At 43.8% G+C, this 26,393-nt stretch carries 18 protein-coding genes; 8 read left to right on the forward strand and 10 right to left on the reverse strand.

Annotation, left to right across the window (positions count from 1 at the left end; translation table 11 throughout):
• Nucleotides 1–61: 61 nt before the first annotated feature.
• Nucleotides 62–478: a hypothetical protein gene (locus HDC92_RS19705; RefSeq protein ID WP_015809191.1), complete on the reverse strand. Its 417-nt coding sequence runs from the start codon at nucleotides 476–478 to the stop codon at nucleotides 62–64.
• A gap of 122 nt (nucleotides 479–600) precedes the next feature.
• On the opposite strand from HDC92_RS19705, the gene HDC92_RS19710 reads away from it, so the two are divergent.
• Nucleotides 601–1,683 carry a calcium:proton antiporter gene (locus HDC92_RS19710; RefSeq protein ID WP_183876777.1) on the forward strand — a complete coding sequence of 361 codons (1,083 nt, stop codon included), beginning with the start codon at nucleotides 601–603 and terminating at the stop codon, nucleotides 1,681–1,683.
• Between the two features lie 59 nt (nucleotides 1,684–1,742).
• Here HDC92_RS19710 and HDC92_RS19715 read toward each other — a convergent pair whose 3' ends face one another.
• From HDC92_RS19715 to HDC92_RS19735, 5 genes are all read right to left on the reverse strand, one after another.
• Nucleotides 1,743–2,267 carry a TlpA disulfide reductase family protein gene (locus tag HDC92_RS19715; protein ID WP_015809189.1) on the reverse strand — a complete coding sequence of 175 codons (525 nt, stop codon included), beginning with the start codon at nucleotides 2,265–2,267 and terminating at the stop codon, nucleotides 1,743–1,745.
• Between the two features lie 8 nt (nucleotides 2,268–2,275).
• Complete coding sequence (locus tag HDC92_RS19720) at nucleotides 2,276–3,823, reverse strand: SusD/RagB family nutrient-binding outer membrane lipoprotein (protein ID WP_015809188.1); 1,548 nt, start codon at nucleotides 3,821–3,823, stop codon at nucleotides 2,276–2,278.
• A gap of 17 nt (nucleotides 3,824–3,840) precedes the next feature.
• A complete protein-coding gene (locus HDC92_RS19725) occupies nucleotides 3,841–7,341 on the reverse strand; it encodes a SusC/RagA family TonB-linked outer membrane protein (RefSeq protein WP_183876778.1) in 3,501 nt (1,166 codons plus the stop codon).
• 141 nt (nucleotides 7,342–7,482) lie between these two features.
• A complete protein-coding gene (locus tag HDC92_RS19730; protein WP_183876779.1) occupies nucleotides 7,483–8,610 on the reverse strand; it encodes a FecR family protein in 1,128 nt (375 codons plus the stop codon).
• A 77-nt stretch (nucleotides 8,611–8,687) separates the two neighbouring features.
• A complete protein-coding gene (locus HDC92_RS19735) occupies nucleotides 8,688–9,266 on the reverse strand; it encodes an RNA polymerase sigma factor (RefSeq protein WP_183876780.1) in 579 nt (192 codons plus the stop codon).
• Nucleotides 9,267–9,477: 211 nt separating this feature from the next.
• Between HDC92_RS19735 and HDC92_RS19740 the strand changes: the two genes are divergently transcribed.
• The 6 genes from HDC92_RS19740 to HDC92_RS19765 all read left to right on the forward strand — a co-directional run bounded on the left by HDC92_RS19740 (nucleotide 9,478) and on the right by HDC92_RS19765 (nucleotide 15,194).
• Nucleotides 9,478–10,047, forward strand: coding sequence for an adenylate kinase (locus HDC92_RS19740; RefSeq protein WP_015809184.1), 570 nt, complete (start codon nucleotides 9,478–9,480; stop codon nucleotides 10,045–10,047).
• 78 nt (nucleotides 10,048–10,125) lie between these two features.
• Entirely contained in the window at nucleotides 10,126–11,139 is a 1,014-nt protein-coding gene (gene obgE / locus HDC92_RS19745) for a GTPase ObgE (protein WP_015809183.1), read from the forward strand.
• 110 nt (nucleotides 11,140–11,249) lie between these two features.
• Nucleotides 11,250–12,107 (forward strand): chromate resistance protein ChrB domain-containing protein, encoded by an 858-nt coding sequence (locus HDC92_RS19750; RefSeq protein WP_015809182.1) that lies wholly within the window; start codon nucleotides 11,250–11,252, stop codon nucleotides 12,105–12,107.
• Between the two features lie 81 nt (nucleotides 12,108–12,188).
• Nucleotides 12,189–13,367: a chromate transporter gene (locus tag HDC92_RS19755; RefSeq protein WP_015809181.1), complete on the forward strand. Its 1,179-nt coding sequence runs from the start codon at nucleotides 12,189–12,191 to the stop codon at nucleotides 13,365–13,367.
• 181 nt (nucleotides 13,368–13,548) lie between these two features.
• The gene (locus HDC92_RS19760; protein WP_015809180.1) at nucleotides 13,549–14,328 is read left to right on the forward strand and encodes a phytanoyl-CoA dioxygenase family protein; all 780 of its coding nucleotides are present in this window, start codon (nucleotides 13,549–13,551) and stop codon (nucleotides 14,326–14,328) included.
• Nucleotides 14,329–14,834: 506 nt separating this feature from the next.
• Entirely contained in the window at nucleotides 14,835–15,194 is a 360-nt protein-coding gene (locus HDC92_RS19765; RefSeq protein WP_015809178.1) for a DUF1801 domain-containing protein, read from the forward strand.
• Nucleotides 15,195–15,297: 103 nt separating this feature from the next.
• On the opposite strand, the gene HDC92_RS19770 is transcribed toward HDC92_RS19765, so the two are convergent.
• Genes HDC92_RS19770 through HDC92_RS19785 form a run of 4 tightly spaced genes read right to left on the reverse strand, consistent with a single transcriptional unit; the run spans nucleotide 15,298 to nucleotide 23,058 of the window.
• A complete protein-coding gene (locus tag HDC92_RS19770) occupies nucleotides 15,298–16,821 on the reverse strand; it encodes a sulfatase family protein (protein ID WP_183876781.1) in 1,524 nt (507 codons plus the stop codon).
• Nucleotides 16,822–16,831: 10 nt separating this feature from the next.
• Entirely contained in the window at nucleotides 16,832–18,277 is a 1,446-nt protein-coding gene (locus tag HDC92_RS19775) for an arylsulfatase (RefSeq protein ID WP_183876782.1), read from the reverse strand.
• 11 nt (nucleotides 18,278–18,288) lie between these two features.
• Nucleotides 18,289–19,938 (reverse strand): RagB/SusD family nutrient uptake outer membrane protein, encoded by a 1,650-nt coding sequence (locus HDC92_RS19780; RefSeq protein WP_183876783.1) that lies wholly within the window; start codon nucleotides 19,936–19,938, stop codon nucleotides 18,289–18,291.
• A 9-nt stretch (nucleotides 19,939–19,947) separates the two neighbouring features.
• Nucleotides 19,948–23,058 (reverse strand): SusC/RagA family TonB-linked outer membrane protein, encoded by a 3,111-nt coding sequence (locus HDC92_RS19785; protein WP_183876784.1) that lies wholly within the window; start codon nucleotides 23,056–23,058, stop codon nucleotides 19,948–19,950.
• Nucleotides 23,059–23,721: 663 nt separating this feature from the next.
• Here HDC92_RS19785 and HDC92_RS19790 point away from each other — a divergent pair.
• Nucleotides 23,722–25,863 carry a PAS domain S-box protein gene (locus tag HDC92_RS19790; RefSeq protein ID WP_183876785.1) on the forward strand — a complete coding sequence of 714 codons (2,142 nt, stop codon included), beginning with the start codon at nucleotides 23,722–23,724 and terminating at the stop codon, nucleotides 25,861–25,863.
• Nucleotides 25,864–26,393: the final 530 nt, after the last annotated feature.

Below are 26,393 nucleotides of genomic sequence, written 5' to 3' on the forward strand. Positions count from 1 at the left end.
TAGACGTGCTTATCGCTGTTAAATTATTGATCTATGATAAGAAATGAAAATAAACGCTTTGTTAATCAAAAGCGATAGTTTCAGGGCCTGAAATTTTTTGGATGTGGCAGGCACATTTTCCACCTGAAACTTTTAAGATGGCCGATTTGGTTTGTCCCGTTGCTTCATAAGTAGCTGTAACCTTGATGTCATCGCCTTCAGCAGACAGTTGTTTTAAAGAAGAATCGTCAATAACAATAAAGGTACCCGTGCTTAAATCGATAGTTGCACCACCGGTTGTTTTAATGACCTCGCCCGTACGCTGGTTTATGGCACTGTAATTTTTAACGGGAACACCTCTCCCATCTTTGTCGGTAAAATTAAAAAGGATCATCCGGAATTCCTGGGTACAGATCAATCTCCCACAATCTGATGGCTCTTTTTTATCGCAGGCCACAAGCATTGCAGCGCAAAACAGGATTAAAACATATTTATACATGCTGATTTGGTTTTTAATCTTAAAACGTGTAACAATTACAAAACGCTACAGCTTAATTGTTGTTTTTAGCATAATAATTGAGGAACCTGAAGCTGTCCAGTATTTTACTTAAAGCAAATTTGATGAATAAAAAAATACCATTGCCTTTATGGACAATTATAGCACCGGTAATCGCCTGGCTGGCTTATTTTGGGGTGTCGCTGAACCTGGGTATCGGTTATACTTTTTTTCTGGCAGCAGTGCTGATCGCTGCGGTGCTGGCTGCGGTACACCATGCAGAAGTGGTAGCACACCGGGTAGGGGAGCCGTTTGGTACGCTTTTGCTGGCATTGGCCATTACCATTATAGAGGTGGCACTGATTGTTTCTTTGATGCTGACGGGTGGGCCCGATACGGCTGCCCTTGCAAGGGATACGGTGCTGGCTGCGGTAATGATCATTTTAACCGGTATTATTGGGCTTTGCCTGCTGGTAGGTGGGGCCAGGTTTAAAGAGCAGGTGTTTAGCCTGCCTGGTGTAAGTGCAGCATTGGTTACCCTTACGGCCATCCTGGTACTTACACTCATTCTGCCCAATTATACCACCAGTAAAGCAGGCCCTGAATATACTTCTACCCAGCTCGTTTTTGTGGCCATAGTATGTCTGGTGCTGTATGGTGCCTTTGTAATGGTACAGACCATCAGGCACCGCGATTTCTTTTTACCACCTGATGCAGACGGAAATGAAGAAACACATGCCGAACCACCTACCACAAAAGTTGCTTTAGTGAGTACGTTTTTATTGTTGCTTTGTCTGGGTATTGTGGTGTTGCTGGCCAAAGCTTTAGCGCCCGACATAGAAAATGCAGTTGTCAATTTTGGTGCGCCCAAGTCGCTGGTCGGTGTAATCATTGCTGCGGTGGTGTTATTGCCCGAAGGGCTTGCCGCTTACCGGGCGGCTAAAAAGAACCGTTTACAGACTAGTCTTAACCTGGCCCTGGGCTCTGCCCTGGCCAGTATCGGCTTAACCATACCTGCAGTAGCCATGGTATCTATTGTTACAGGCATGACCATCACCCTGGGGATTGACATGAAGGCTACCGTATTGTTGTTGCTGGCACAGTTTACCATTATGCTCTCGCTGGCAACGGGCCGTACCAATATTTTACAGGGGGTAGTGCTGCTGGTGATATTTATGGTGTACCTCTTTACCATCATCGCCCCATAATCTGTTGATAAAAAAAGGCTAAGGATAACTTAGCCTTTTTTATGTTTGGTGTACAGCGCTTACTTCATTAACTTATCAATGGCGGCAAGCATACCTTTAAACTCCTGTTCATCATATAAACGGGTCAGGTAAACAATCTTACCCTGCTGGTCTATCACCACATTACGGGTTACCCCACTCTTTTTATCTGCAAAGCGGCCAAAAATAGCTGCGCCCGGGTCCAGTGCCAGGGGGTAGCTGATTTTCATGTCTTTCGCAAATTTCTGTACCACTTTCAGCGGTTCATCACGGTCAACACCAATCAGCATCAGCCCTTTATTTTTATAGGCCTGCCATACCTGCTGCTCCAGGTGGGGCATTTCTTCCCGGCATACCACGCACCAGCTGGCGGTAAATTGCAGTACAACCACCTTGCCCTTTAATTTGGAAAGGCTAGTGGTTTCGCCGGTATGCAATACCAGCTTAAAATCGTCGGGCGCCTTGTCGCCCACCTTTACAATATAGCCACGTTCATCGGGTTTACTTTGCTGAGCGGTTGCCAGTAAGGGCAACAGGCAAAAAAGGGAAATTACTATTTTTTTCATAGCTGTATTTATTTGTTCCACCAAAGTGCAGTAGTGATCACATCATCGCCCTGCGAAGCCAGTGCCTGCTGGTAATTGGTTTTATTTACACTTTGTTCTTTTACAGGATAATAAAGGCGTTTAGGGATCCCGTTGCCAAAAATAGGCTTAAATGTATATACTGAAGTGCCTGCAGGCGTTACCCTGGTCCACACCACATCGTTTGGTTTTACCAGGAACAAAGGAAAACCAGTACGGCGGATTTCCGACCAGGCTTCAAGCCCCTGGGTATAGAGTGCAAAGTATTTTTGGGTAAGCACCCTTTCTTTAGTGGCAGCAGGCAGGTTATTGGCATAGGTTTGTGCTGCCGGTTCGGCTATACCCCAGCGTGTCAACGAAGCCACAACACCCTTTTTGTACTCGCTGTCGCTCCAGTTCTGGTATTCCGAAATTAAAAAAGCTACTTCAGCATATTCCTGAAGCACTTCGCTAAAATCGGCTGCATTTACCAAAGCACCGGGCAAGCTGATGTCTGTTGGCTCGTTGATACCCGCCGCTTCAAGTGGCAGGCCATAAGGCTGGCCAATATACTGGTTGTTCTTATTGGGCAGTGCATAGACCGGTAAACGCGGATCGACAGTTGTAAAAGGCCCCAGTTCTCCTTTTAAAGAATTGATGAGGATATGTGATACGGCAAAATCCTTGCGGTTGGCCGTAACTGTAGCCCTGAAAAGCGGGGCCTCATTTGGCGCGGCAATGCTGTATTTAAAGGCAGCAGTGTGCAGGTTTGAAGTAAATACGCCCTGCGCCAGCGCATCTGTAAAATGCTGCTGTGAAAGCGCCGGTAATTTGGTCCTGATCCTTGTTGCCAAACGCAGACGCAAAGAGTTGGCAAACCTTGCCCAATGTTCATTGTTCCCTTTATAGATCACATCCGAAACACCAAAAGTATTGGCTGTCGAATATTTCCATAAAGTATCGGCAGCCTGGTCCAGTTCCTGGAGCAGATCGGTATAGATCTTTTCCTGGCTGGCATATTTAGGGGTATAATTATCAGGGTTCTGTTGCAAAGCTTCAAAAGAAGGATCCTTGCCGGCGTAAGACTGATAAGGGATGTCGCCAAACACATCGCTTAGCGAATGAAATGTAAAAGCTTTTAATACCCTGCATACCGCAATCTGGTTGGCATTGGTACCGGCAACCGTTCCGGCCGAGGCAAAGCCTTTGGTAGCCGGATTGGTATTCAGCTTGATGATCTCGTTGAGGTTGTTCAGGGCCTTAAATCCATCAGCCCAGTAACGGTCAGAATAATTCCGCGGTACATCGTAACGGCTCTGGTCTGTGTAAATGTTCTGACTGTAATACTGTGCGAACAGCATGGCACCGTTCAGAGAAAAATCAAGGTTCCTGATGTTGTCCATGATCTGTTTCTCGGCCGATAAGATCAGTGTTGGAGTAGGCACATTGGCTGGCCTGTTCGGATCTATGTTGATGTCTGCCAGCTTATCGTCACTGCAGGAAAGAAAGGCAGTAAGCGAGAACAGTGCAATGGCAGTTATTTTGTTAAAAAAATTCATCTGAATAAAATTTTGGATTAAAACTTAACACTTACATTTAAACCATAAGTAACCGGAACCGGGATGTTACCACCTTCGATACCCTGTACATTACCGCTGCTGTTTGTAAATTCCGGATCAATGTATTTGCTTTTGGTGTAAATGTTCCAAAGGTTTCTTCCATATAGCGTAAGCCCTACAGAACGAATGGCCCCGGTCTTTTTAAGGTCGAAATTATAGCCCAGGGTAACTTCCCTTAATTTGATATAGGAGGCATCGAACACACTAAAAGTAGTTGGGCCATTGTACTCATTTCTTGCCCAGTTTAAAGCCGAAATACGGGTTTCATTTTTGCTGGTATTGCTTACAGTATAAGTCCCGTCCGGATGGAAGACCACATTGGCCTTAACTCCGTCTACAACAGTGCCGGTTTCCCTGATGCCATTTGCAGCAGTACGGTCTAAAACTCCCGAATACATCCCTACTTTATAGGTTTGGGAGAAGAAGCTGCCACCCATCCGGCCATCGATCAGGAAGCCCATGCGCAATTTTTTATAGCGGAAGGTATTTTGAAAACCAAACAGGTAATCGGGCAGTACACTGCCCAATGGTACCAGCTGCGAGGTTTTAAGATAAGTGCCATCTGCCTGTACCACACGCTGTCCGTCGGGGGCATATACAAAATCGTAACCCATGATCTGTCCGTAAGGCTTGCCTTCCTGGGCCACAAGGGTTACCAGCAGATTGCTCAGTTCCAGGGTATTTACACCCCTGTCCAGCGAAACTACCTTATTTCTGTTTCGCGACCAGTTGATGGTACTGTTCCACTCAAAATTGGTGCTTTTAACGGGTGTACCATTTAAGGTAACTTCAAGTCCTTTGTTATTTATTTTACCTGCATTGAGTACTTTTTTATCGTAACCAAAGGCTGCAGATACCGGAACCGGCAGGATCTGGTTGCGGCTGTTGTTGTTGTAATAGGTGATATCAAAACCCAGGCGGTTTTTAAACAGCTGTACATTTAATCCGGCTTCTACAGAAGAGGTGATCTCCGGTTTCAGGTCAGGGTTATTTAAGGTGCCGGGAAGGCGGTAAGAAGGATTGGAATTGAATGATTGCTGTGCTTCAAAAACCGGATAAAGCTGATAAGGATCGGTATCATTACCAACCTGTGCCCAGCCCAGGCGCACTTTTGCAAAATCAAGCCATTCCTGTTTTTTAATACCTGCCAGTTCGCTGATCACAAAACTTCCGGTCACAGAAGGGTAAATGAAAGAATTGTTGTTCACCGGAAGGGTAGAAGACCAGTCGTTGCGCAAAGTTCCGTCCAGGTACAGCATGCCTTTCCATCCGGCCGAGAAGCTGCCATACAACGAATAAACCTGTCTGTGGTAAAAATTATTGTTGTTCAAAACGTTAGGTGCATTTTTAAGATTATAGAACAGCGGTACAATGAGTCCGCCCTGGGTCAATCCGTCAATTACCCTGCGTTTCTGGTCCCTGATGTTTCCGCCAACATTTCCCGACAATGAGAAATCATCCCAGTTTTTTTTGGCTGTAGCCAAAAACTCATAGTTAAATTCATTAAAGTGGTTATTGTATTCCTGATACTGCGATTGCGAACGTGAATATACCGCTATGCGGTCCTGGTACTCAACAGTATAGATGTCGGCATGTACTTTACCGGTTAGTTTAAGCCAGTTATTGGCATCTACTGTAAAGCCGATGTTTCCGTAAAGCCTGTCGCGATTCTCTTCCAGATAGCTTTCATAGGCCGACCAGTATGGATTATCGATAAAGCGGGTAGCCTTGCCTGCAGGTGTATTCAGGTAACTGCTCCTGTTCCAGGCGCGGGGTGTGCCATCTGATGGCCTTTTGTATTCACTTAGTTTTTTATAATCTACCTGCACACCACCCCATTGGAAGGCCTCGAGCATAATGTTCCGGTTAGAAGCGCCGGTCCATGGCCTGCCCAGCGAAGTATTTTTAATGTAATTCAGGTTGCTGAACACATTTACGATGCCCAGTTGGGTTGAACCCGAAAAGTTGACGGCATTACGGCCTAAACTGGAATTTGGCACGGTGCCCCGTACATTTTTATTGGTGTAGGATAAGCGATAGGTAGTCTTGTCGCTGGCCCCGCTAATGGCAATGTTATTGGTATTGGCTATTCCGGTACGGAAAAAGTAGTTCACATCATGTTCCGGGTATACCCATGGCTGCGGGTTCAGGTAATCGGCGGGATATTCAGGATCCAGGTTATACCAGTGCAATACCGGCGTGCCGTCCAGTTTTGGACCCCAGCTTTCATCCGAAGCATAATCTACAATGTTATATTCTTTACCTGCAATTGTGGCCTTGGCAAAGGTTGTGGCATAACCCTGACCATACAGGTGCTGTCTGGCAGGTAAGCGTACAACATTTTCCAAATCCACACCTGTATTCAGGGTAATGTCGAATTTTTCTTTTTTGCTCCCTTTTTTAGTGGTTACCAGGATTACACCATTTGCGGCCCTGGATCCGTATATGGCAGCAGCAGATGGGCCTTTCAATACAGAAATATTTTCTATATCATCCGGGTTCAGGTCCTGGATCAGGTTTCCTACATCCTTACCGGCGCTTCCATCTATGGTAGAGGTGGTATTGATGTCTGAATTGTCAATTGGTGTTCCGTCAATTACATACAGGGGCTGGTTATTGCCCATAATGGAATTGATACCACGCAGCAATACACGGGTGGAACCGCCCATATTTCCACCAGAGGAGATGACCTGTAAACCGGCAACTTTTCCGGAAATGGCACTCAGTGCATTGGTCGGACGGGTAGTTAGTTCTTCAGATTTTACATCCTGCACAGCATATCCCAATGCCTTCTTTTCTCTGGAAATGCCCATGGCTGTTACAACGATCTCGTTTAATCCCGACTGTGAAGCACGTAATACAATGTTGCCCATATTAAGAGAAGCTTTGATTTCGCGGCTTACAAAACCCAGGTAAGAAATTTCCAGCAAGGCATTATCGGGAATGTCTTTTAAAACAAACACCCCTTTAGCATCAGTAAGGGTAACCCTGCTGCTGCCTTTAACCCTGATGGTGGCACCAGGAAGTGGCATGCCCAGGCTGTCTACCACTTTTCCGGTAACACTTTGCTGAACGGCAGGTGCAGCTTCATGGTTTTCTTTTTCCATGATCACCACCATTTTGTCAGTGATCCGGTAAGTAAGGGACTGGTTGGCAAAGCATTTCTGCAGGGCTTCATCCAGTGATACATTTTTGACATGGATAGAAACCGGTCTGGCTTTTACAATAACGGCATTATTATAAAAGAAATCGTATCCGCTTTGCGAACGGATATCTTTTATCAACTGGTTTAAACTGCTGTTGGTTCTGTCCAGCGTAATTTTTTGTGCGAAAACCTCTCTGGCAGATACCTGTATCATGGCCAGTAAGATGAAAAATATGGATAAGTTGATCCGCATGATGAGTTTTCGTTTAATACTGTGGTTTCCACCACGTTTAACGTTTAGGTAAAAAATCATACATTTGATTGTTTGGGTGTTGATAATGGTAAATTCAATACTTAATTCCGCTTTGGAGCGGATATATAGAGCCCTTACATCTGCCGGGGATGGGTCCAATCATTCCCGGCTTCTTTTTAAGGCTCATCTTTATGGTAAAAATCAGGGCATAACGATGATCCTCCTTTCTTCTATTTTAAAATGCACATTACCGGTCAGCTCCATAACTTTCAGGAGTACCGAAACATTTCTTGATTTGGAAACCTCACCCGAAAAGGTCTGGCTAAGATCTACACCCGGGCGGTAAACCACCTCAATATTATACCAGCGGGCAATTTTATTCATGATATTCTTAATGTCTTCATTAAACTTGAAATAGCCGTTTTTCCAGGAAACCACCTCTTCCAGATCCGGGTTGTTGTTCACGCTGATCTGTTGTGTTGTTAAAAGTGATTGCTGGCCAGGCAGGAGCGTCACAATTTTGGTTTTTAGCGGGCCTAACCCGGCTACCCGTACAGCACCCCTCAATAGGGTGGTCTTAACCATATCCTCATTATCGTAGGCCATAATGTTAAAAGCCGTACCCAATACTTCTACCTGCTGTCCTTTGCTACGCACTTTAAAAGGTCTTTTCTCATCATGTGTTACATCGAAATATGCTTCCCCGCTGATCTCTACATTACGTTCTTTGCTGTTAAAACGGCTGGGGTAACGAAGGGATGAAGCTGCATTTAGCCAAACTTTTGTACCGTCCTGCAAAATAACCTGGTACTGTCCGCCTACAGGAGTAGCAATGGTATTGAGCTGTGCGGGTTCTTCTGAAGCGTTTGAACCATTGGTCTTAATTTCAGTTCCATCGCTATAAGCCAGCTGGCCGGCCTGGATAACAATGCCGTTTTTGTCACTGCTCAGGTCAATTACCTCGCCATTGGCCAGGGTAAGCACCGCTTTGTTGCCACCTGGGGCAATATCATTTTTATTTACGGCCCGGGCATTGGAATTTATGGTTGTTTGCTGTGAGGTATAGAACCACAAACCGAAAATAACAGCAGCAAGGGCAGCGGCAGCGGTCAGTTTAAGCCAGTACAGGTGATGCTTTTTAGGATGATGCGTTTTTTCGAGCATAGCAAAAAGTTGCTGCTTATCCTGCAGGCGCTCTTCTGTACCCAGATCAGGAAAATCATTTAGCTCCCATTGCAGGTACCAGGATTCCAGCAATGCTTTTTCGGCTTCTGTACAATCACCGGCCAGGTATTTTCTTAACAGTGTCTGTGCCTTTTTCTCTTCCATATCATTCGGGCATTTTAACCCTTATATATAGAGATACAGCTGAAAAGTACAGAGGGGGTAAATAAATTGAAAAAAAATCAGAAGGCAGTTAAAACAGTCATAAGAAGATAAAAGCCCAGTTTGAAACGCAGGATCTTCAAGGCGTGCTGCACATGTTTGCGAACGGTGAGTTCCGAAATATCCAGTTGTTCCGCAATTTCTTTATGGCTTAAATTCTCTTTCCGGCTCAGTTCAAATACCTCGCGCATTTTGGCCGGCATACCGGAAATTTCATTTTCAATGAGTGCGGTAAGTTGTTTCTCCCTGATCAGGTGATCGGTGATGCAGATCCCTTCATTGATGAAATCATCAAGCGAGCTGAGATATTTTGATTCTATACGTTTATGTGCCAGTAAATTAAAAATGCGGTTCCTTACAGCGGCCGAAAGGTAACTGAGCAGACCATGCTCAAAAGATAAGGTTTCTCGTTTTTCCCAAAGCGTTAAAAAGAGTTCGTGGATAATGTCCCTGGTTTCTTCACGGTTCCGCATCCATTTGTAAGCATGCGCGTGAAGCTGCCAGAAATACCTGTCATATATTTCAGTAAAAGCATCGCGGTTGCCCCTTTTTAGCAGGGCAATTAGTTCGTGATCACTTATACTGTTGTATCCTGACATATTGTATATATTATCTATGGCGAAGGTAGATATTATTTGAGGGATTTTGCAAAAAAATAAATATAGTAAATTAATAATTATATATTTGCAAGCTCAAAACTAGCCTCCATTTTTTCTTTTTCAGTAGGTTAATGAATTGAAAATGCGAGTGTTATAATGGCCTGTCTTCTTGCATGTAGCGGAAGACTTTTTAACTTTAAAGACAACCCAAATGCTGAATTTTGTTCTCTTTGGCCCACCGGGTGCAGGCAAAGGCACCCAATCTGAAAAATTGATTGAAAAATATCAATTGATCCACATTTCTACAGGCGACCTTTTCAGGGCACACATTAAAAACCAGAGTCCGCTTGGACAAAGGGTAAGTGCTTTGATTGCTGAAGGACAACTGGTTCCTGATGAAATTACCATCGCTATGCTGGAAGAAGAAGTGGACAAAAATCCTGGAGCCAAGGGATTTATATTTGATGGTTTCCCGCGCACGGTGCCACAGGCACAGGCCCTGGATGAATTTCTGGAAAGCAAAGGCAGTTCAATTGCCGGTGTAATTGCATTGGATGTAGACCAGGAAGAACTGACCAAACGCATCGCACAACGTCAGCTGGAAACGGGTCGTGTAGATGACCAGGCCGATAAACTGCAAAAACGTATAGAAGAATATTTTAGCAAAACCATCCATGTTTTGCCCTACTATGAAGCACAGCAGAAACTGAGCAAGGTAAACGGCATCGGCAAGATCGATGATATCTTTGCTGATTTAAGTGCGGTAATAGATAAATACTAGTACAAAAAACATTACCGATAGCGGGACAGAACTTAATGCTGCCCGCTATTGTTATTTTATAAAAAAACAGAGAAGATTATGTCGCAGGGTTCAAATTTTGTAGATTATGTTAAAATATGCTGCCGTTCCGGTAAAGGGGGGGCAGGTTCTGCACATTTGCACCGTGATATACGTACGGCAACCGGTGGCCCGGACGGGGGAGATGGCGGTCGTGGCGGGCACATTATCTTGCGGGGCAACTCGCAGTTCTGGACGCTGCTGCATTTAAAATACCGCAAACACATCATCGCACCCGATGGTTTGCCAGGATCAAGTGGTACTTCTACCGGTAAATCGGGTAAAGATGAGATCCTGGATGTACCCTTGGGTACCATCGCTAAAGATGCCGAGACCGGCCATACGATATTTGAAATTACCGAAGATGGGGAAACAAAGATCCTTACCCCTGGTGGGCGTGGCGGCCTGGGCAACTGGCATTTCAAAACACCTACCTTGCAAACTCCCCGTTTTGCCCAGCCAGGCGAAGCGGGTAAGGAAGAGTGGATTGTGCTGGAGCTTAAAGTACTGGCAGATGTAGGACTGGTAGGCTTCCCGAATGCTGGTAAATCTACTTTGTTGTCTGTACTTTCTGCAGCTAAGCCCGAAATTGCTGATTATCCTTTTACCACATTGGTGCCAAACCTGGGCATAGTATCTTACCGCGACAGCAAATCTTTTGTAATGGCCGATATTCCGGGTATTATAGAAGGTGCTTCCAAAGGGAAGGGCTTAGGATATCGTTTTTTACGACACATAGAACGGAATTCGGTATTGCTGTTCATGGTACCTGCCGATACGCACAGAAGCATTGCCGAAGAATACGAGATCTTAAAGTCAGAGCTTAAAGACTACAATGCTGAACTGATGCAGAAACCACACCTGCTGGCCATCACCAAATCTGATATGCTGGATGAGGAGCTGATGGAAGAAATGAAAAAGGAGCTGCCAAAAAATATCCCTTCCATATTTATATCTTCTGTTGCACAAAAGGGACTTGTTCAATTGAAAGACATGCTTTGGGAAAGTATCAACTCAGAATACGCGTTACAATGAGTTTTTAATTCCTGATTTATCCCCAATTATAAGGCTTGGTCTTGTTGCGGTGTGAATAATGGTTTAAATGTCCGTTAGGACAGTAGGGTTAATTCCATTAATTTTGAACAATGAATTGGATTACCAGAGAAAGACCAAAAATAGACCGCATTGCATGCCCCTGGCTAATCAAAAATTTTATTGATGAAGATGCTCATTTCTTTTACGTTCCGTTTGATCAGGTAATTGAAAAAGCTGCAGCATTGAATGCTATTCCCTTTGATGTTCCCGGTGTTGAATTTACACATCAAAAAGATCAATGTACTTTTGATGTACTGATTAAAAAGTACAAAATAAATGATCCGGCAATAGCTATAATGGCTCCAATTGTACGAGGTGCAGACACTGACCAGCATCACTTATCCGGCCAGTGTGCCGGGTTATGGGCAATTGCTGCCGGCATGGCTTACAACATCAAAGATGATGTAGAGTTACTACAGGCTGGAACAGTTATTTACGATGCCTTATATACCTGGGCCAGACACCTACAAAATGTAAAACATACAGAGAGTCCGGTTGAACAAATATTAGTTGATGTTTACCAAAAGTTCCTCAAAAAAGGAAGTACAGGTAAAATACCTGCCTGGGCAACGGAGTTAAAAACCATCATTCAAGATCAGATTGATACTAACCTTGCCCTAAGCCTTACAGATATCTCTAATGAACTAAATGTCAACCCAGCCTACGTGTCAAGAGAATTCTCTAAATATTTTGATAATCTTTCCTTTGGCGAGTACATTCGAAAACTACGGATAAATAAAGCAAAAACCTATATGGAAACCAGTGCATACAGTTTATCAGAAATAGCCTATCTGACAGGCTTTTCAGACCAAAGCCATTTCGCACGTATTTTTAAGTTGGAAACTGGAAAAACACCTTCTGTTTACAAAAAGAATATTTCAAAAGGTAAAATACGTCCTAATAGTTAAAATCATTCTATTTAATCCTCCATAAGGTCCGTAGTCTTGTGTTATGCAAACTATAATTTATAAAACCAGCTTCGTTCTCCTATGGAAAAAGAACTAACCGTAAAGCCCGCATATTCCAGAACGGAGCTTACCACATATTTTTTAAAATTAGGCACCTGGGGATTTGGTGGTCCCGTTGCATTAGTGGGTTATATGTACCGTGATTTGGTAGAGAATAAAAAATGGATTACAGAAGAAGAGTATAAGGAGGGCGTGGCCTTGGCACAGCTGGCACCTGGCCCACTGGCAGCGCAGCTAGGCATATATATTGGTTTTGTCCATTACGGACTGATTGGCGCTACTCTTGCTGGACTTGCTTTTGTTATCCCTTCCTTTATCATGGTTGTACTTCTTGGAATGGCTTATAAACTTTACAGCGGCTTACCGGGTATGCAAGCGGTATTTTATGGAGTTAGTGCCGCAGTTATTGGGATTATTGCCATCAGCGCCTATAAATTAACCCTGAAATCTGTGAGCAGCTTAAAACCGGATGCCATAAAATCCAATTGGTTATTATGGTTGTTTTATCTGGCGGGTATAGTGGTTACAGTGATTACCCAACAGGAAAGCATTTTGTTATTTGTTGCCTGTGGATTGATTTATATGATGGTTAAGGCTCCGCCTAAATGGATAAAAAAACCTTCCACAGTTCCTTCAGTACTATTAATGGGTATAGGTTTTTGGGAGTATAAGGGCAAAACAGTAGAGGAAATCTGGTGGTTCTTTCTTAAGGCAGGTACTTTTGTATTTGGCAGCGGGTTGGCGATTGTTCCTTTCCTTCACGGCGGTGTAGTTAATGAGTTTGGCTGGCTCAACGAAAAACAGTTCGTGGACGCTGTAGCGGTGGCCATGGTTTCTCCAGGCCCGGTGGTCATTACTGTTGCTTTTATTGGTTATCTGGTTGCCGGTTTTCCGGGTGCTTGTATTGCTGCACTGGCCACATTTCTTCCTTGCTATATCTTTACTGTTTCATTTGCGCCATCTTTTAAAAAGATTGCTAAAAACCAAAGCATCAAAGCCTTTGTTGATGGCATTACAGCGGTAGTAATCGGCGCATTGGTTGGTGCAGTAATCATTATTGCCCTGCGCGCTATAGTGGATCTTCCTACATTGATGATAGCAATTTTGTCTATGCTGGCCCTGATTTATATCAAAAAGATAAAAGAGCCTCAGCTAATTCTGCTGGCTGCAATTATTGGTATACTGATCAAGGGTTTCTAAAATGATACCAATGTTATTTTCCAAAAATTACCTGCATACGCTATTGTAAATATAAAATGAAAAACAATATCTTTGGTATATGAGAATGACCGTAATGTTATAATATAAGTTTTAAGTCATATAGTTAATGTCCCGAAGGGGGTATTGGTTATGATATTGTCTGAACTTTATATTAAATATTATGCACAACATCTTAAATTCACAACAAATACAATCATTTATTACAGAGGGCTTTGTTCGCGTTGACAATGCTTTTTCTATTGATCTTGCCAGCGAAGCAAGACATATCCTATGGAAAGACATTCCAGCTGATCCAAACGATAGCAGTACATGGACGCATCCGGTCATTTGGCTGGGTATGTATACCCAACAACCCTTCGTTAAGGCTGCCAATACTGATGTACTTCATAGCGCATTCGATCAACTGGTTGGTAAAGGCAAATGGATTCCCTGCATGAGCATGGGTGCTTTTCCGGTTCGTTTCCCATCAGTAATTGATTCAGGAGACACAGGCTGGCATGTTGATGCTGGTTTTGCCGGGGCCGATCCAAACGACTATTTTGCAGCACGCATTAATGTACAGTCGAAAGGCCGGGGCTTGCTGATGCTGTTTCTATTTTCGGACGTCGGTGAGCGGGATGCCCCGACCAGACTGCTAAAAGGTTCACATCTGGATGTTGCCGGATTGCTGGAGCCCGAGGGTGAGGAGGGCTTATCTTTTATGGAATTGGCAAGCAGAACATCAGAGTTGCCCAACAGAGAAGAAGCTCTGGCCACGGGAAGGGCCGGAACAGTATATCTCTGTCACCCATTTCTGGTTCATGCCGCACAGCGGCATCGTGGTATAGAACCTAAGTTTATGGCGCAGCCGCCGCTGTTGCTCAGAAGCGATTTTAATATTGAAGGCTTAGGACCGTTCAGCCCTGTTGAGGAAGCCATCAGGGTAGCACTAGGTTATTAGCTTTTGCAATTTCTTCGCTTTCCTGCCGATGATTCTTATATTCGTGCAAATTTACTGCGATGACAACAAATTTTTTGCGCTTTACTCTGATTCTCATTGTTTATACGTTGAATTCCTGTACCAAAAGTGATAAAGTAGGCTGCTGGAAATGTACTGTTAAAAAAACAGGATCTGAAAAAACAAGAACTGTATGCGACAAAACACTTCAGGAAGCACACGACTTAGTGTTTAGTGAAGAAGTTGGTTCCTGGCCTACCAGTGTTGAGAAAATAAATTGTAAAGAGGATTAAGATAATATCTATTAACCATACTGATGCTGCAGGTAGCAAGGACTCCGATGGAAGCTGGGCGGCCGGTATTTGCCACGCCCCTGGGGTAAATACAGGGATACCGCCTACCAAAAGTTCTATAAAAAGTCGTAATCAACCCATTAATTGTCGTTTCTACCCCTGTGTCGGGAGGTAAAAAACAGGATATTTGTTTTCAGCAACATTAAACAAATTACGATGAGCAACAAAAAGAAAGTAGACGAGTTCCTGGAAAAACTGGATCACCCGTTAAAAAAAGAAATGGCTGCACTGCGCGATGTGATTATGAAAGCAAGTCCTGAAATTACAGAAGACGTAAAATGGGGCGGTCCGAGTTTCTATTACAAAGGAGATATGGCCACTTTTGGCCCACGCGTTAAAGATGCTGCAGTGTTGGTGTTCCATAAAGCGGAGGGGCTGGGAGCCGGAGAGGTACTTGAACCCGCCTCAAAAGGCAAAGCCTATGCTAAATTTAGAAGTATGGCAGAAGTAGAAGCAAAAAGTGATGACCTGCAAACAATAGTTAGGCAGTGGATGCAACTGATGGATAAAAGTTAAAATTGCTAAGATAAATTAGATTTAAGGCCAACACTACCGGACCCCTATTTTTGAAGGCTGGATAGAAACCATTCAAAAATAGGGGTAGAAATTAGAATAGAGGCTATAGCGACTTAACTTTTTCCAGTTCGGCTGCCAGTGTTTTTACCAATTCCGGATTTTCATCTGCAAGGTTCCTGGTTTCAGCGAGATCGTTTTTAAGGTTATATAATTGAGCACCAGCAGATTTTCCGAGTTCTTTGTGTCTTGATGCTGCTGCATTTCCTTTCGCGGGTTCAATATATTTCCAGTCACCTTTTGTAATAGACAGTGTACCTGCATGTGCGATAAGCCATGACCTCCCTGATTTGGATTTTCCGGTTAAGGCATCAATGATGTTCTGACTATCTGGGGCATCTCCGGCACCTGGTTTTTGGCCGGTTAATGCGGCCAGTGAGGCAAAGAAATCGACCTGACTAATCAGGGCATCAGAGCTGCTACCTGCGGCGATCGCTGCAGGCCATTTCACAATCAGTGGCACACGGGTTCCACCATCAAACAAACTGTATTTACCCCCTCTAAGTGGCCCTGCAGGTTTATGCGTGCCGAGTTTTTCTATGGCCTCATCTACGTAACCATCATCCAGAACCGGCCCGTTATCGCTGCTAAATATCACAAGGGTATTTTTGCTTAAACCAAGGCTATCCAATGTTTTTGTAACCTGTCCTACGGTCCAGTCCAACTGGAGTATCGCATCGCCACGCACACCAAGTCCACTTTTACCAAGGAACTTTGAGTTTGGTACCCTTGGTACATGGATGTCATGAGTGGCCAGGTATAGGAAAAAAGGCTGATTTTTATTGTTTTCAATAAATTTGCTTGCTTTTAAAGCCAATACAGCGGCAATGTCCTCGTCTGTCCATAATGCTGATTTTCCTCCGGTCATGTAGCCAATGCGGCCAATTCCATTTACTATGGCCTGATTGTGTCCATGCGAAGATTGAACACGTAATAGTTCCGGATTATTGAGTCCGGTTGGTTCATTTGCTATAGGAGCCAGATAAGAAACGTGAATGGGGTCTTTGGGATCAAGGTTAACAATTCTATGGTTCTCTACATAAACGCATGGAACACGATCGCCTGTTGCCGGTAAAATATAGGAATAGTTGAAACCCAGCTCCAGAGGCCCTGGTTTGATGTCACCATTCCAATCTGCCCCCTCTTTTGGGCCAAGGCCTAAATGCCATTTACCAACCACAGCACTTTTATAACCGGCTTTACCCAATACATCTGCTATGGTATTTTTTTCGGGATCTAGAATAAGCGGAGCATTGCCAGGTGCAACGCCGGTGCCCTGTTTTCTCCAGGCATATTTACCGGTAAGCAGGGAATAGCGCGAAGGTGTGCAGGTTGCTGATGTGGAATGCCCATTCGTAAAGCTCAGGCCCTGGCTAGCCAGCCGGTCTATGTTAGGTGTTTTCACGTTGCCACCATAGGCACTGATATCGCCATATCCCAAATCGTCTGCATAGATGATCACAATATTTGGTTTACTGGTCTTTGTTGTTTGGGCGTTTGATGAAAATGCCAGTGTTATTGCAATGAGCAGCATCATGCTGCCGGGTACTTTGTTGATATTTGTTTTCATGTCCTGGTATTTAATTTTCAGTTGATTCCTTTTTTGATTTAAAAATATCCCATTCGGGACGTAATGGCGGGGTATGTTCTTTTTTTACAATAGCATCAAATGCATGGGGCAACTCCGGATGACTGGATGCAATATCATTGGACTCTCCGGGGTCTTTTGAAAGGTCGTATATTTGCCAGGCAGCAGCCTTATTTTTCTGGATATTGGTTTTTACACCCTTAAGGTTTCCTATTCTGATGGCCAGCTGTCCACCTTTTGAAGGGTATTCCCAATATAAAAATCCACGCTTAGCAACAGGTAGGCTGCCCTTAAACAAATCAAGTACTGAAATTCCATCGTTTTTAGGTGCTTTTACCTGGAGCAGATCGGCAAAAGTTGCCATCAGGTCATAGGTAACAACAGGGTAATCGCTGGTTTTTCCCTGGGCTATTTTACCCGGCCATTTGATGATAAACGGTTCTCTTATGCCCCCTTCATAAACATCTTGTTTAACGCCCCTTAAACCTCCTGTACTATTGAAAAAGTCACGGTCAACGTTTGCGGCTGTCCCGTTGTCACTGGTAAAAATAACAATGGTATTCTGATCCAGCCGAAGCTTTTTTAACACATTCTGGATTACACCAACCTGCTGGTCCATATAGGAGACCATAGCCGCATATGAGGCTTTAGGGTATGGTGTGATCGGGTCTTTGCCTGAAGGCTTTTCATTAAATAGTTTTACATAAGCATCAATTCCACTTGTTGGCTCCTGCAAAACACCGTGTGGCAGGGTAATAGGGAAATAAAGAAAGAAAGGCCGGTCTTTATTGGATTGAATGAAACGAACTGCTTTTTCCGTCATTTTATCAATGGCGTAGTCTTTGCCACGATAGGCCCCGGACTCCGAAACTGTTTTATCTTTTGGATGAACTTCCATGGGATGGTTTCTCAAAGTATCCCATTTGCCATTTTCCCAGAGGTGGGTAGGATAATAGTTATGTGCCTGCCGCTGGTCATAGTAACCATAAAAGTAATCAAATCCTAACTTCTGCGGGTCTCCAGAGTTGTCATGATTCCCTAGTCCCCACTTTCCAATTGCAGCTGTAGCATATCCTGCTGTTTTAAATAGAGAACCTAAAGTAGCTGTGCCTGCTTTTAGCGGAAAGGAGCCCGGTTCATTTACGTTTTCCTGGTAGGGAAGGAGCCCGTAATTGTCTCTGATCTGCGCATGACCAGCATGGAGGCCTGTCATCAGGTTGGCCCTGGATGGAGCGCATACAGGTGTACCCGTATAAAATTGGGTTAGCCGTAATCCCTGAGCCGCCAGTTGGTCAAGGTGCGGGGTTTTGATCTTTTTTTGCCCATAGCTTCCAAGTTCAGCGTAGCCCAGGTCATCTGCATAGATCAGAATTACGTTTTGTGCAGCAAGCCGTTGACTTAATAATAAGAATACTGAAATCAGCAATAATCTGTTCATGTTTTGAGTTTTTAATTGGCCAGTCCGGGATTTATATTTACTTCGCTTTGCGGTATAGGCCAAACGTGGTCGGTTACCCTGAATGCTTTTGAAGTGACATACCACCTGCTGTATGGATCTGTAATATTTCCTTTTTTTCTCGTCTTAACTGCTCCCGGAAATGGCGCTCCATAAAAGTCGCCGTTTAAAACAGTGTTTCCGATCTTCCACCTGATCAGGTCCCAATACCTGATGCCCTCAAATGCCAGCTCTACACGACGTTCTCTACGTAATTTTGTACGCAGATCGGTAGTATTTGTAACTGTAACCGGGGGCAGGTTTACAGTGGCTCTTGACCTTACTTTATTAATGGTGGCATCAAGCAGGATTTGGTCAATAGGGTCTCCGGCTTCAAGCTTTGCTTCCAGGTAACTTAACAATACTTCTGCATAGCGGATTATGGGCAAATTACCGCCATAATTGGTCAGGCTTCCAGAGAAACTTTCATCGCAGAACTTTTTGAGGCCATAACCGGTTTGCGTGGTTTGTTTACCTGCACCTAACTGATCTGGAGAAGTGGCAGAATCGGGATGGGTAACATATTTCAGATTTTTAAAGGTATTGAGGTTATACAATACACTATATTTTAAACGCGGATCCCTGTCTTTTCCAATATCGGCTGCATTATATCTCGGATCTGTGTAAGAAAAGGGCGTACCATCCTTAAATTCGTAGGTTTCAACAATGCTCCCCAAAGGGCAGAAGATGTGCCAGCCTGCGGCAACTGCTGGAAAGAAATGCTGGTTCATCGCATTAGCGCTAAGATTTTCTATGAATTGGGTACTGAAAATGATCTCATTACTATTTTCGTTGGAGGTTTGGAATAGCCCTGCATAATCAGGGTCGATAATGTTATCCCCATAATCTATGATTTCTTTATATGCAGCAGCTGCATCGCTGTATTTTTGTTCAGCAAGGTATAAACGGCCTAAAAATGCCAGCGCAGCCTGTCTGCTCGCCCTTCCAAGTTCAGCCTTGGGGATATCCTTATGCCGTGGCAGGTCAGCTATAGCAGCTTTTAGCTCATCAATAACGAATTTAACAATTTCTGCTTTGCTGGCCTTTGTAACGGTATTGGCCTCTTGTGCCGTCAAAGTTTTGGTAACAAGTGGTGCTGCACCCCAGTACTGAGCTGTGTAAAAATACTGACAGGCCCTGATAAACCGGACTTCGGCAATGTAGCGTTTTTTTCGGGTTGGATCTATCGGTGCTTTATCTACGTTTTCCAGAAAATAGTTGGCTCTGGCCACTTTGGCGTAACTACTGGACCAATAACTTTTAAAGACATCCAGATTTGCAGTTAGTGTACCATTTGACAATTTATTATAGGAGGAATTATCGCCCCTTCTGTCGTAGGCATTGTCTGTAGAAAATTCGGTAAATAATAGCCCTGCATAAGACCACCAGTCGCTGGCCAGCACTTCAGTGCCATTGATTTTAATGTTTCCACGGTAAACACCTGTTAAGGCCAGTTGGGTATTGGATTCACTTGTCCAGAAGTTGGCACTGTCAAATTTATCCAGCGGAGATTTTTCCAGGGCTTTCTTGCATCCTTGTGCAAGTGAAAGTATTGCAACGAGCAATGTAAAACTGTGTTTGATATTGTAATTGAGGTTCTTCATTTTGGTAGTTTAAAAAGTTACATTCAGACCAACAGTATAGGTTGCCAGGATTGGATAATAGCTTCCGCCCGTATTAATTTCCGGATCCCAGCCTTTTCTATAATTGTTCCAGTTCAGGAAGTTCTCTCCACCGAGGTATATTCTGGCTTTTGACAACCCTGCTTTTGCAGATACCGGGCCTGGTAAGGTATAGCCAAGCTGCGCACTTTTAATTTTGATGTAAGAAGTGTTAATGATCCAGAAAGAAGAGGTAAGGGTATTCGGTGTTCCAGAATTGGAAATGATTTCCAGTCGTGGATATCCTGCATCTCTCCTGGGGTTGTCGGCCATCCAGCGTTCATCTTTTTGCCAGGTTTGCACGTTGCCGAAGTTATTGAAGGCATAGCCGGCGTAAGAATCCAGTGTTCCTTTAACACCTGCTATTCCTTGAAACAACACATTAAAATCAAATCCTTTATAGGCAGCACCGAGGTTTATCCCATAGGAATATTTCGGGATCCTGCTGCCCAATACAGCCCGGTCATAAGTGGCATCAACCTTCCCGTCCGGTACACCATCCGGACCACTGATATCCTTATACCGGATATCACCCGGTTTGGCCGATGGATTTATTGCTGTCATGTTTGGCCAGGTACCTACATCGGCCGCATCAACAAAAAGCCCGTCGGCGATATACCCGTAATATAGTTCTAAAGGGTGGCCGATAAACAAAGAACTCCCATTGCCGGTTAAACCATTTGGCTGACGAATGTTTCCAACCCCCAGATCTTTAACTTTGTTATTGATAATGGTAAGATTGGCATTGATGTTATAGGTAAATGCCCCAACAGTGTTGATGTGGTCAAGCGTAAATTCAAGTCCTTTATTCACAAGCTTTCCTGTGTTTTGCTGAGAAAGATCGAAGCCCAGGATGGTAGATACGCTGGATGCCGGGCTATAAAGGATGTCATAAGTATTGCGGTCAAAATAAGTAGCACCCGCATTTAGTTTTCCTTTAAACAAACTTACATCAATGCCTATATCAGCCGTTCTGGTCGATTCCCAATGCAAGTTTGGGTCCGTTAATTGCGTTAAGGCTACACCAGAGGAAATTACGCCACCAAATGAATAGTTAACCCCTGTATTCAGCGTATTCTGGTAAGGATAGTTGGCAATGTTCTGGTTACCAAGTATTCCATAAGAAGCACGAAGTTTAAGGTCGTTAAGCCAGGAGATCTTATCCTTGATAAATTTTTCCTGTGAAATACGCCAGCCTATCGCTGCAGATGGAAAAAAAGCGTATTTGCTGGTGGTTGGGAATCTTGATGAACCATCATACCTGATTGTTCCTTCAAAAAGGTAGCGCTGGTCAAAATTATATTTCAGACGACCAAATACCGATTGTATTGCCCATTCGGAAGCTGTCCCTGCATTTTTTTGATTGTCCTGTGCCCCAACATTAATTTCGGTTAAATCATTTCCCGGAAGTTTATCTCTGGAAGCATCGAGAGATTCGGTATGGTTATCCTCATAAGATGCGCCTGCTAACAGACCAAATGCATGTTTATTGATGGTTTTTGTATAGTCTGCCAGCAATTGAAGGGTTTTATACTGGGTGTTTCCAGTAGAAATGCTGAGCTGATTGGGCCCCAGTGTAAGTGTTGGATTAAGCACCTGGGATGCAGAAAAATCCTTCTGGTTGTTTGTAAGTTGGTTATAAGCACCCAAAATGGACAGCTTTAGTTCAGGAACAGCCTGATAATCCAACCTGAGGTTTGCACTTAGGTTTTGATTTTTGGTTTTTGTAAACGATTCAGTTTCAAGGAATGAAATTGGCGTGCCCTTTTGTACAACGCCCAGTCCATAAGTTCCGTCAGATAGTTTTCCGGCATAAATGGCAGGGTACCTTACAGTTGAACTGATGATGCCCAATACTCCATTGGCATCTAAGGTTGCCGGTGTACCGGGCTCATTGGCATCCGAATTGATGGCAGATATGCGTGTTGTAAGCGTAAGTTTAGGGCTCAATTCGTTAACCAGGTTTAAGCGTAGGTTGTATTTATTGTAGTAATTTTTAACCACCAGTCCATCCTGGAATAAATAGCCGCCCGATATATTGAACTGGTTTTTTTCGGTTCCACCGCTTGCAGTAATATTATGGGCGGTTTGAATGCCATTTTTACTAAGTACGGCGTCAATAAAATTGGTATTTGGAAACAGATCCGGATTACTGCCATCTCTGTACTTCTGAATGTCTGCAGGTGTGTAGGACTGCGAACCTGAAGCCTCATTATAGAGTTCGGCGAATTCCCAGGAATTGACAAATTCCGGATAAGCTGTTGCCTTTTGGAAACCTGCATATGCATTGTAGCTTATCCGGGTTTTACCGGCTTTCCCATTTTTTGTAGTGATGAGCACTACACCGTTTGCTGCACGGGCACCATATATTGCTGCAGAGGATGCATCTTTTAATACAGAAACTGAGGCTACATCATTAGGGTCAATTTCATTGAAATTACTTGCAGGTATTCCATCTACAATAATCAGCGGTGTAGTTGCTGCACCAAAGGAACCTACACCACGGATATTAATATCGCCGCTACCGGCACCAGGCTTGCCTGACCTTTGAATTACTGTTACGCCGGATAGCTGCCCTGTTAATGCATTCGAAAGCTGTGGGGTTTGCCGGTTATTGATTTTGTTTGCCGAAATTTGTGAAATAGAGCCAATTACATCTTGTTTTTTCTGGGTGCCATATCCAACCACTACAACTTCACCAAGCTGGTTTTGTGTAGCGGTTAACCGTATTTCTACAGGGCTCCCATCAACAAACAGTTTTACCTGGTCATAGCCAACATAGTTTACAATCAGGGTATATGGAAATTTCTGACCTGTAACGAAACGGAATTTTCCGGCATGGTCTGCCGTTACCTGATGAGAGGTCCCTTCTATCCTGATCAGTGCTCCGGGTAGTGTTTCGCCCGTTTTTGCATCTTTGACGGTACCATCGAGTGTAGAATTGATGAGTGGTTGTGTAGTAACTTGTGCTGATGTGTTTAAAGAGAAAGAGAGCAGAAAAAATACATACAGCGGTACAAACCTGGCAGTTAGGAACTGCCTTGGTTTAATAAAATTTTGCATACTTTTATAATGGTTTAATTAGTGATTTTTACGGGCAGCAACGCCAATTGAAAGCCCGTTTGAATTATTTGCCTGAGGTTGTTCTTTTTGAGCAACCTCTTTTCGTATAGTTTATTAAATAAATCCTCCTTTCTGAAGAATGTTGATGATTAAATGTGATAGCGGGAATTACTAAATTTGTTTATTGTATTGTGCAAATATATAAACTAAATAGTTATTGTCAATTAAATCTATGGAATTTATAGATTTAATTTCAGAATGAGTTCATGGTATTCTTGTAACTGCTCCTGACGGGGCTGGAGGACAAATAGAATGGGTTAAAAGGGATTTACAAGCAGGACAATGTTTTTAAAAGATAAACTATAGGGTTGAAAGCAGGATAAGGGCAGATTACGAGCAGGTTGCTTCGGAGATTGGGTACCTTTTTCCGAAACAACCTGCTTGCGTTGTGCAGCAAGTGTACTGGCAAGCCAAAGACTTCTAGTTTTGTCTTTTCTTCCATGAAGACTCGTAATCTTATTATACACCTATGCCCCGGATTATACGGTGGAACTTTTATACGAAGGTGGATAGGATCCTTTTGGCCAGGGCATAAATCAAGAACCTGTAGCAGATTCGGCATAAGAATTGCCTTGCAAAAATATGTAGTAAATGTGGCAACATATGGCTGAAATCAACAAACTCTCCAAGGATACACTTTCGGCGCTTGAAACGGCGCCTAATATGTATTTAATTCTTTCTCCTGATCTGTATATCTTGACAGCAAGCGATTTATACCTGCAGGCCACAAAAACGACCCGGGATGCGATTAAAGGCAAACATATTTTTGAGGCCTTTCCGGACAACCCGGATCTGCCAGATGCGGATGGTGTTCAGAATATAAATGCATCACTTCAGGCGGTACTTCGCACTAAAAAGCCAGATCAAATGCCAATACAGCGATATGATGTCCCCGATATTGAAAACCCTGGCAAATTTATCCGGCGGTACTGGGACCCCTGCCATTCACCTGTGCTGGACAGTGAGGGTAATATTTCTTATATCATCCAGTTGGCTACCAATGTGACAGACAAAATACTGGCCGAACGCGCTCTACATCAAAGTCATCTGGAAAATCTGGAAACGACCGAACAGGTCAGAGCGCTCAATGCTGAACTTCTTGCCACCAATGTCGAGTTACGGGAGACCCAGCGTCAGCTAACTCTGTTGAACGAGCAGCTGGAGGGGCGTGTAGCCAAACGAACGGATGAACTTCGGCAGGCCGTAGAGGAGCAGGCGGCTGTTAATGAAGAGATGGAGGCTACAAACGAGGAGCTAATCCAAATCCAGCAAAATCTGGAGCAAATCAACAGGGAGCTGACAGCCGGAGAATCACGCTTCCGTATGGCTGTAGAATCGACAGGTCTGGGTACCTGGGATTATATTCCGGCCACGGGGGAACTTCAATGGTCCAAAGAATGCCGGATGATATTCGGCCTTGATAGCGATCAGCCTGTGGATTTTGAAACCTATACGCGACACATATTTCCGGAAGACCGTCAATTTGTAGCTTCCAGAATAAATTCCAGCCTTCAGTCTGAGTTTTCGGGCCGATATGAAATCACGCACCGGATCATTCGTTTTGATAATAAGGAGGTTCGTTGGGTAAAGGCGCAGGGTACGGCCCAGTTTCAGGCTGGAAAAGCTTCACGGTTTTTAGGTACTGTACTGGATATCACTGAGCTCAAACAGGTAGAAGAAAAAAGTGCCAGGCTAGCAGCGATTGTAGCTACATCAAATGATGCTATTATAAGTAAGACCCTGGAAAGTGTAATCACCAGCTGGAATGATTCTGCGGAACGCATGTTTGGTTATACTTCGACTGAGATAATAGGGGAAACTATCTATAAGCTTATACCAGCTGACCGCCAGGATGAAGAGCCGATGATCCTCACGCGGTTAAAAGCAGGAGAGCGCGTAGAGCACTTTGAGACGAAAAGGCAAACCAAAGATGGCCGGCTGATTGATGTTTCTCTTACGATATCGCCCATCAAGGACAGCCACGGGAATATTACTGGCTTCTCCAAGATAGCCCGGGATATCTCAGAACGCAAGCAGAATGATATCCGCAAGAATGACTTTATCGCTATGGTCAGTCACGAAATAAAAACGCCGCTTACCTCTATGAGCGCAATCTTACAAATGCTGCAGCGGAAGTTTGCTGAAAGTGAAGATGTTCTGGTATCCCAGCTACTGGACCGCGCGAATCTGCAGGTGAAAAAAATGAATAAGATGATCAGCGGCTTTCTGAATATCTCCAGATTGGAGTCTGGTAAGATTCAGATCAACAGGCAAGTCTTTAACATCTGCGAACTGATCAAAGAGGTAGTTGCTGAAATCAATCTTACCGGCATTAACCACATCATCAACATCCGGGAATGTGAAGATGCTGTAGTGATGGCGGACCGGGAAAAAATAGATTCTGTACTCAGTAACCTTTTAGGCAATGCGATCAAATATTCTCCCAAAGGCTCCGAGGTTACCATAGATTGCTATAAACAGGATTCATATGTGTGTATTCGGGTGAGCGACCGGGGATTGGGGATTAGTGAAGCTGATTGCGGGCACGTATTCGACCGTTATTATCGCGTCGAAAGTGATCCCATCAGTCAGGCCTCCGGGTTCGGGATTGGACTTTATTTAAGCGCTGAGATTGTTCATCGCCACGACGGCAAAATTTGGGTAGAGAGTGAAATTGGGAAGGGTTCGCAGTTTTATTTTAGTTTGCCCCTTGAAGGAATCAGGAAGCCAGAGGTTGGTGATTAACCAATTTTGCTGTGTTATTTACCGCAGTTACAATGGTGGCAATCTATGATCTCTTTTTGATCTGTAACCAGGTTTAATTTAGAAATATACATAACAGGATTTGCAGATAAATAAAAAAGCGGGAATAGACCTGTGATGGTTATCCCCGCTTAAATTAACGCTCTCAATGCTAATATACGAAAATCAGCGTATTATAGTTGTAGTAATAATTATTTTTAATTTGACAACTTAACGGATGTTAAGCCAATTCAGGAGTACCAGATACTGATAAGACTTAAAAAAACAAATCAGGGCCTACCTTCGTCCTCGGGCGCACTTTGCTCGTAGCTTGCGCACACCTGGCTCATAAAAAGGGTACTTTTTACGAACAAGCTACGACTGAGGTATTGAGCAGCTAATAGCAGGGTGACAAGTATTGGGGCTCCGTAAATACAGCTGTCTTATCCGTTTATAGCTATACAGGTTAATGAATTAATTTCAATCTGGTTATACACCCAGTATTTTTATTTTTATTTGAGTTATACACCCTA

This window comes from Pedobacter sp. AK017 (genome assembly GCF_014200825.1).
In the GTDB taxonomy this organism is placed as follows: domain Bacteria; phylum Bacteroidota; class Bacteroidia; order Sphingobacteriales; family Sphingobacteriaceae; genus Pedobacter; species Pedobacter heparinus.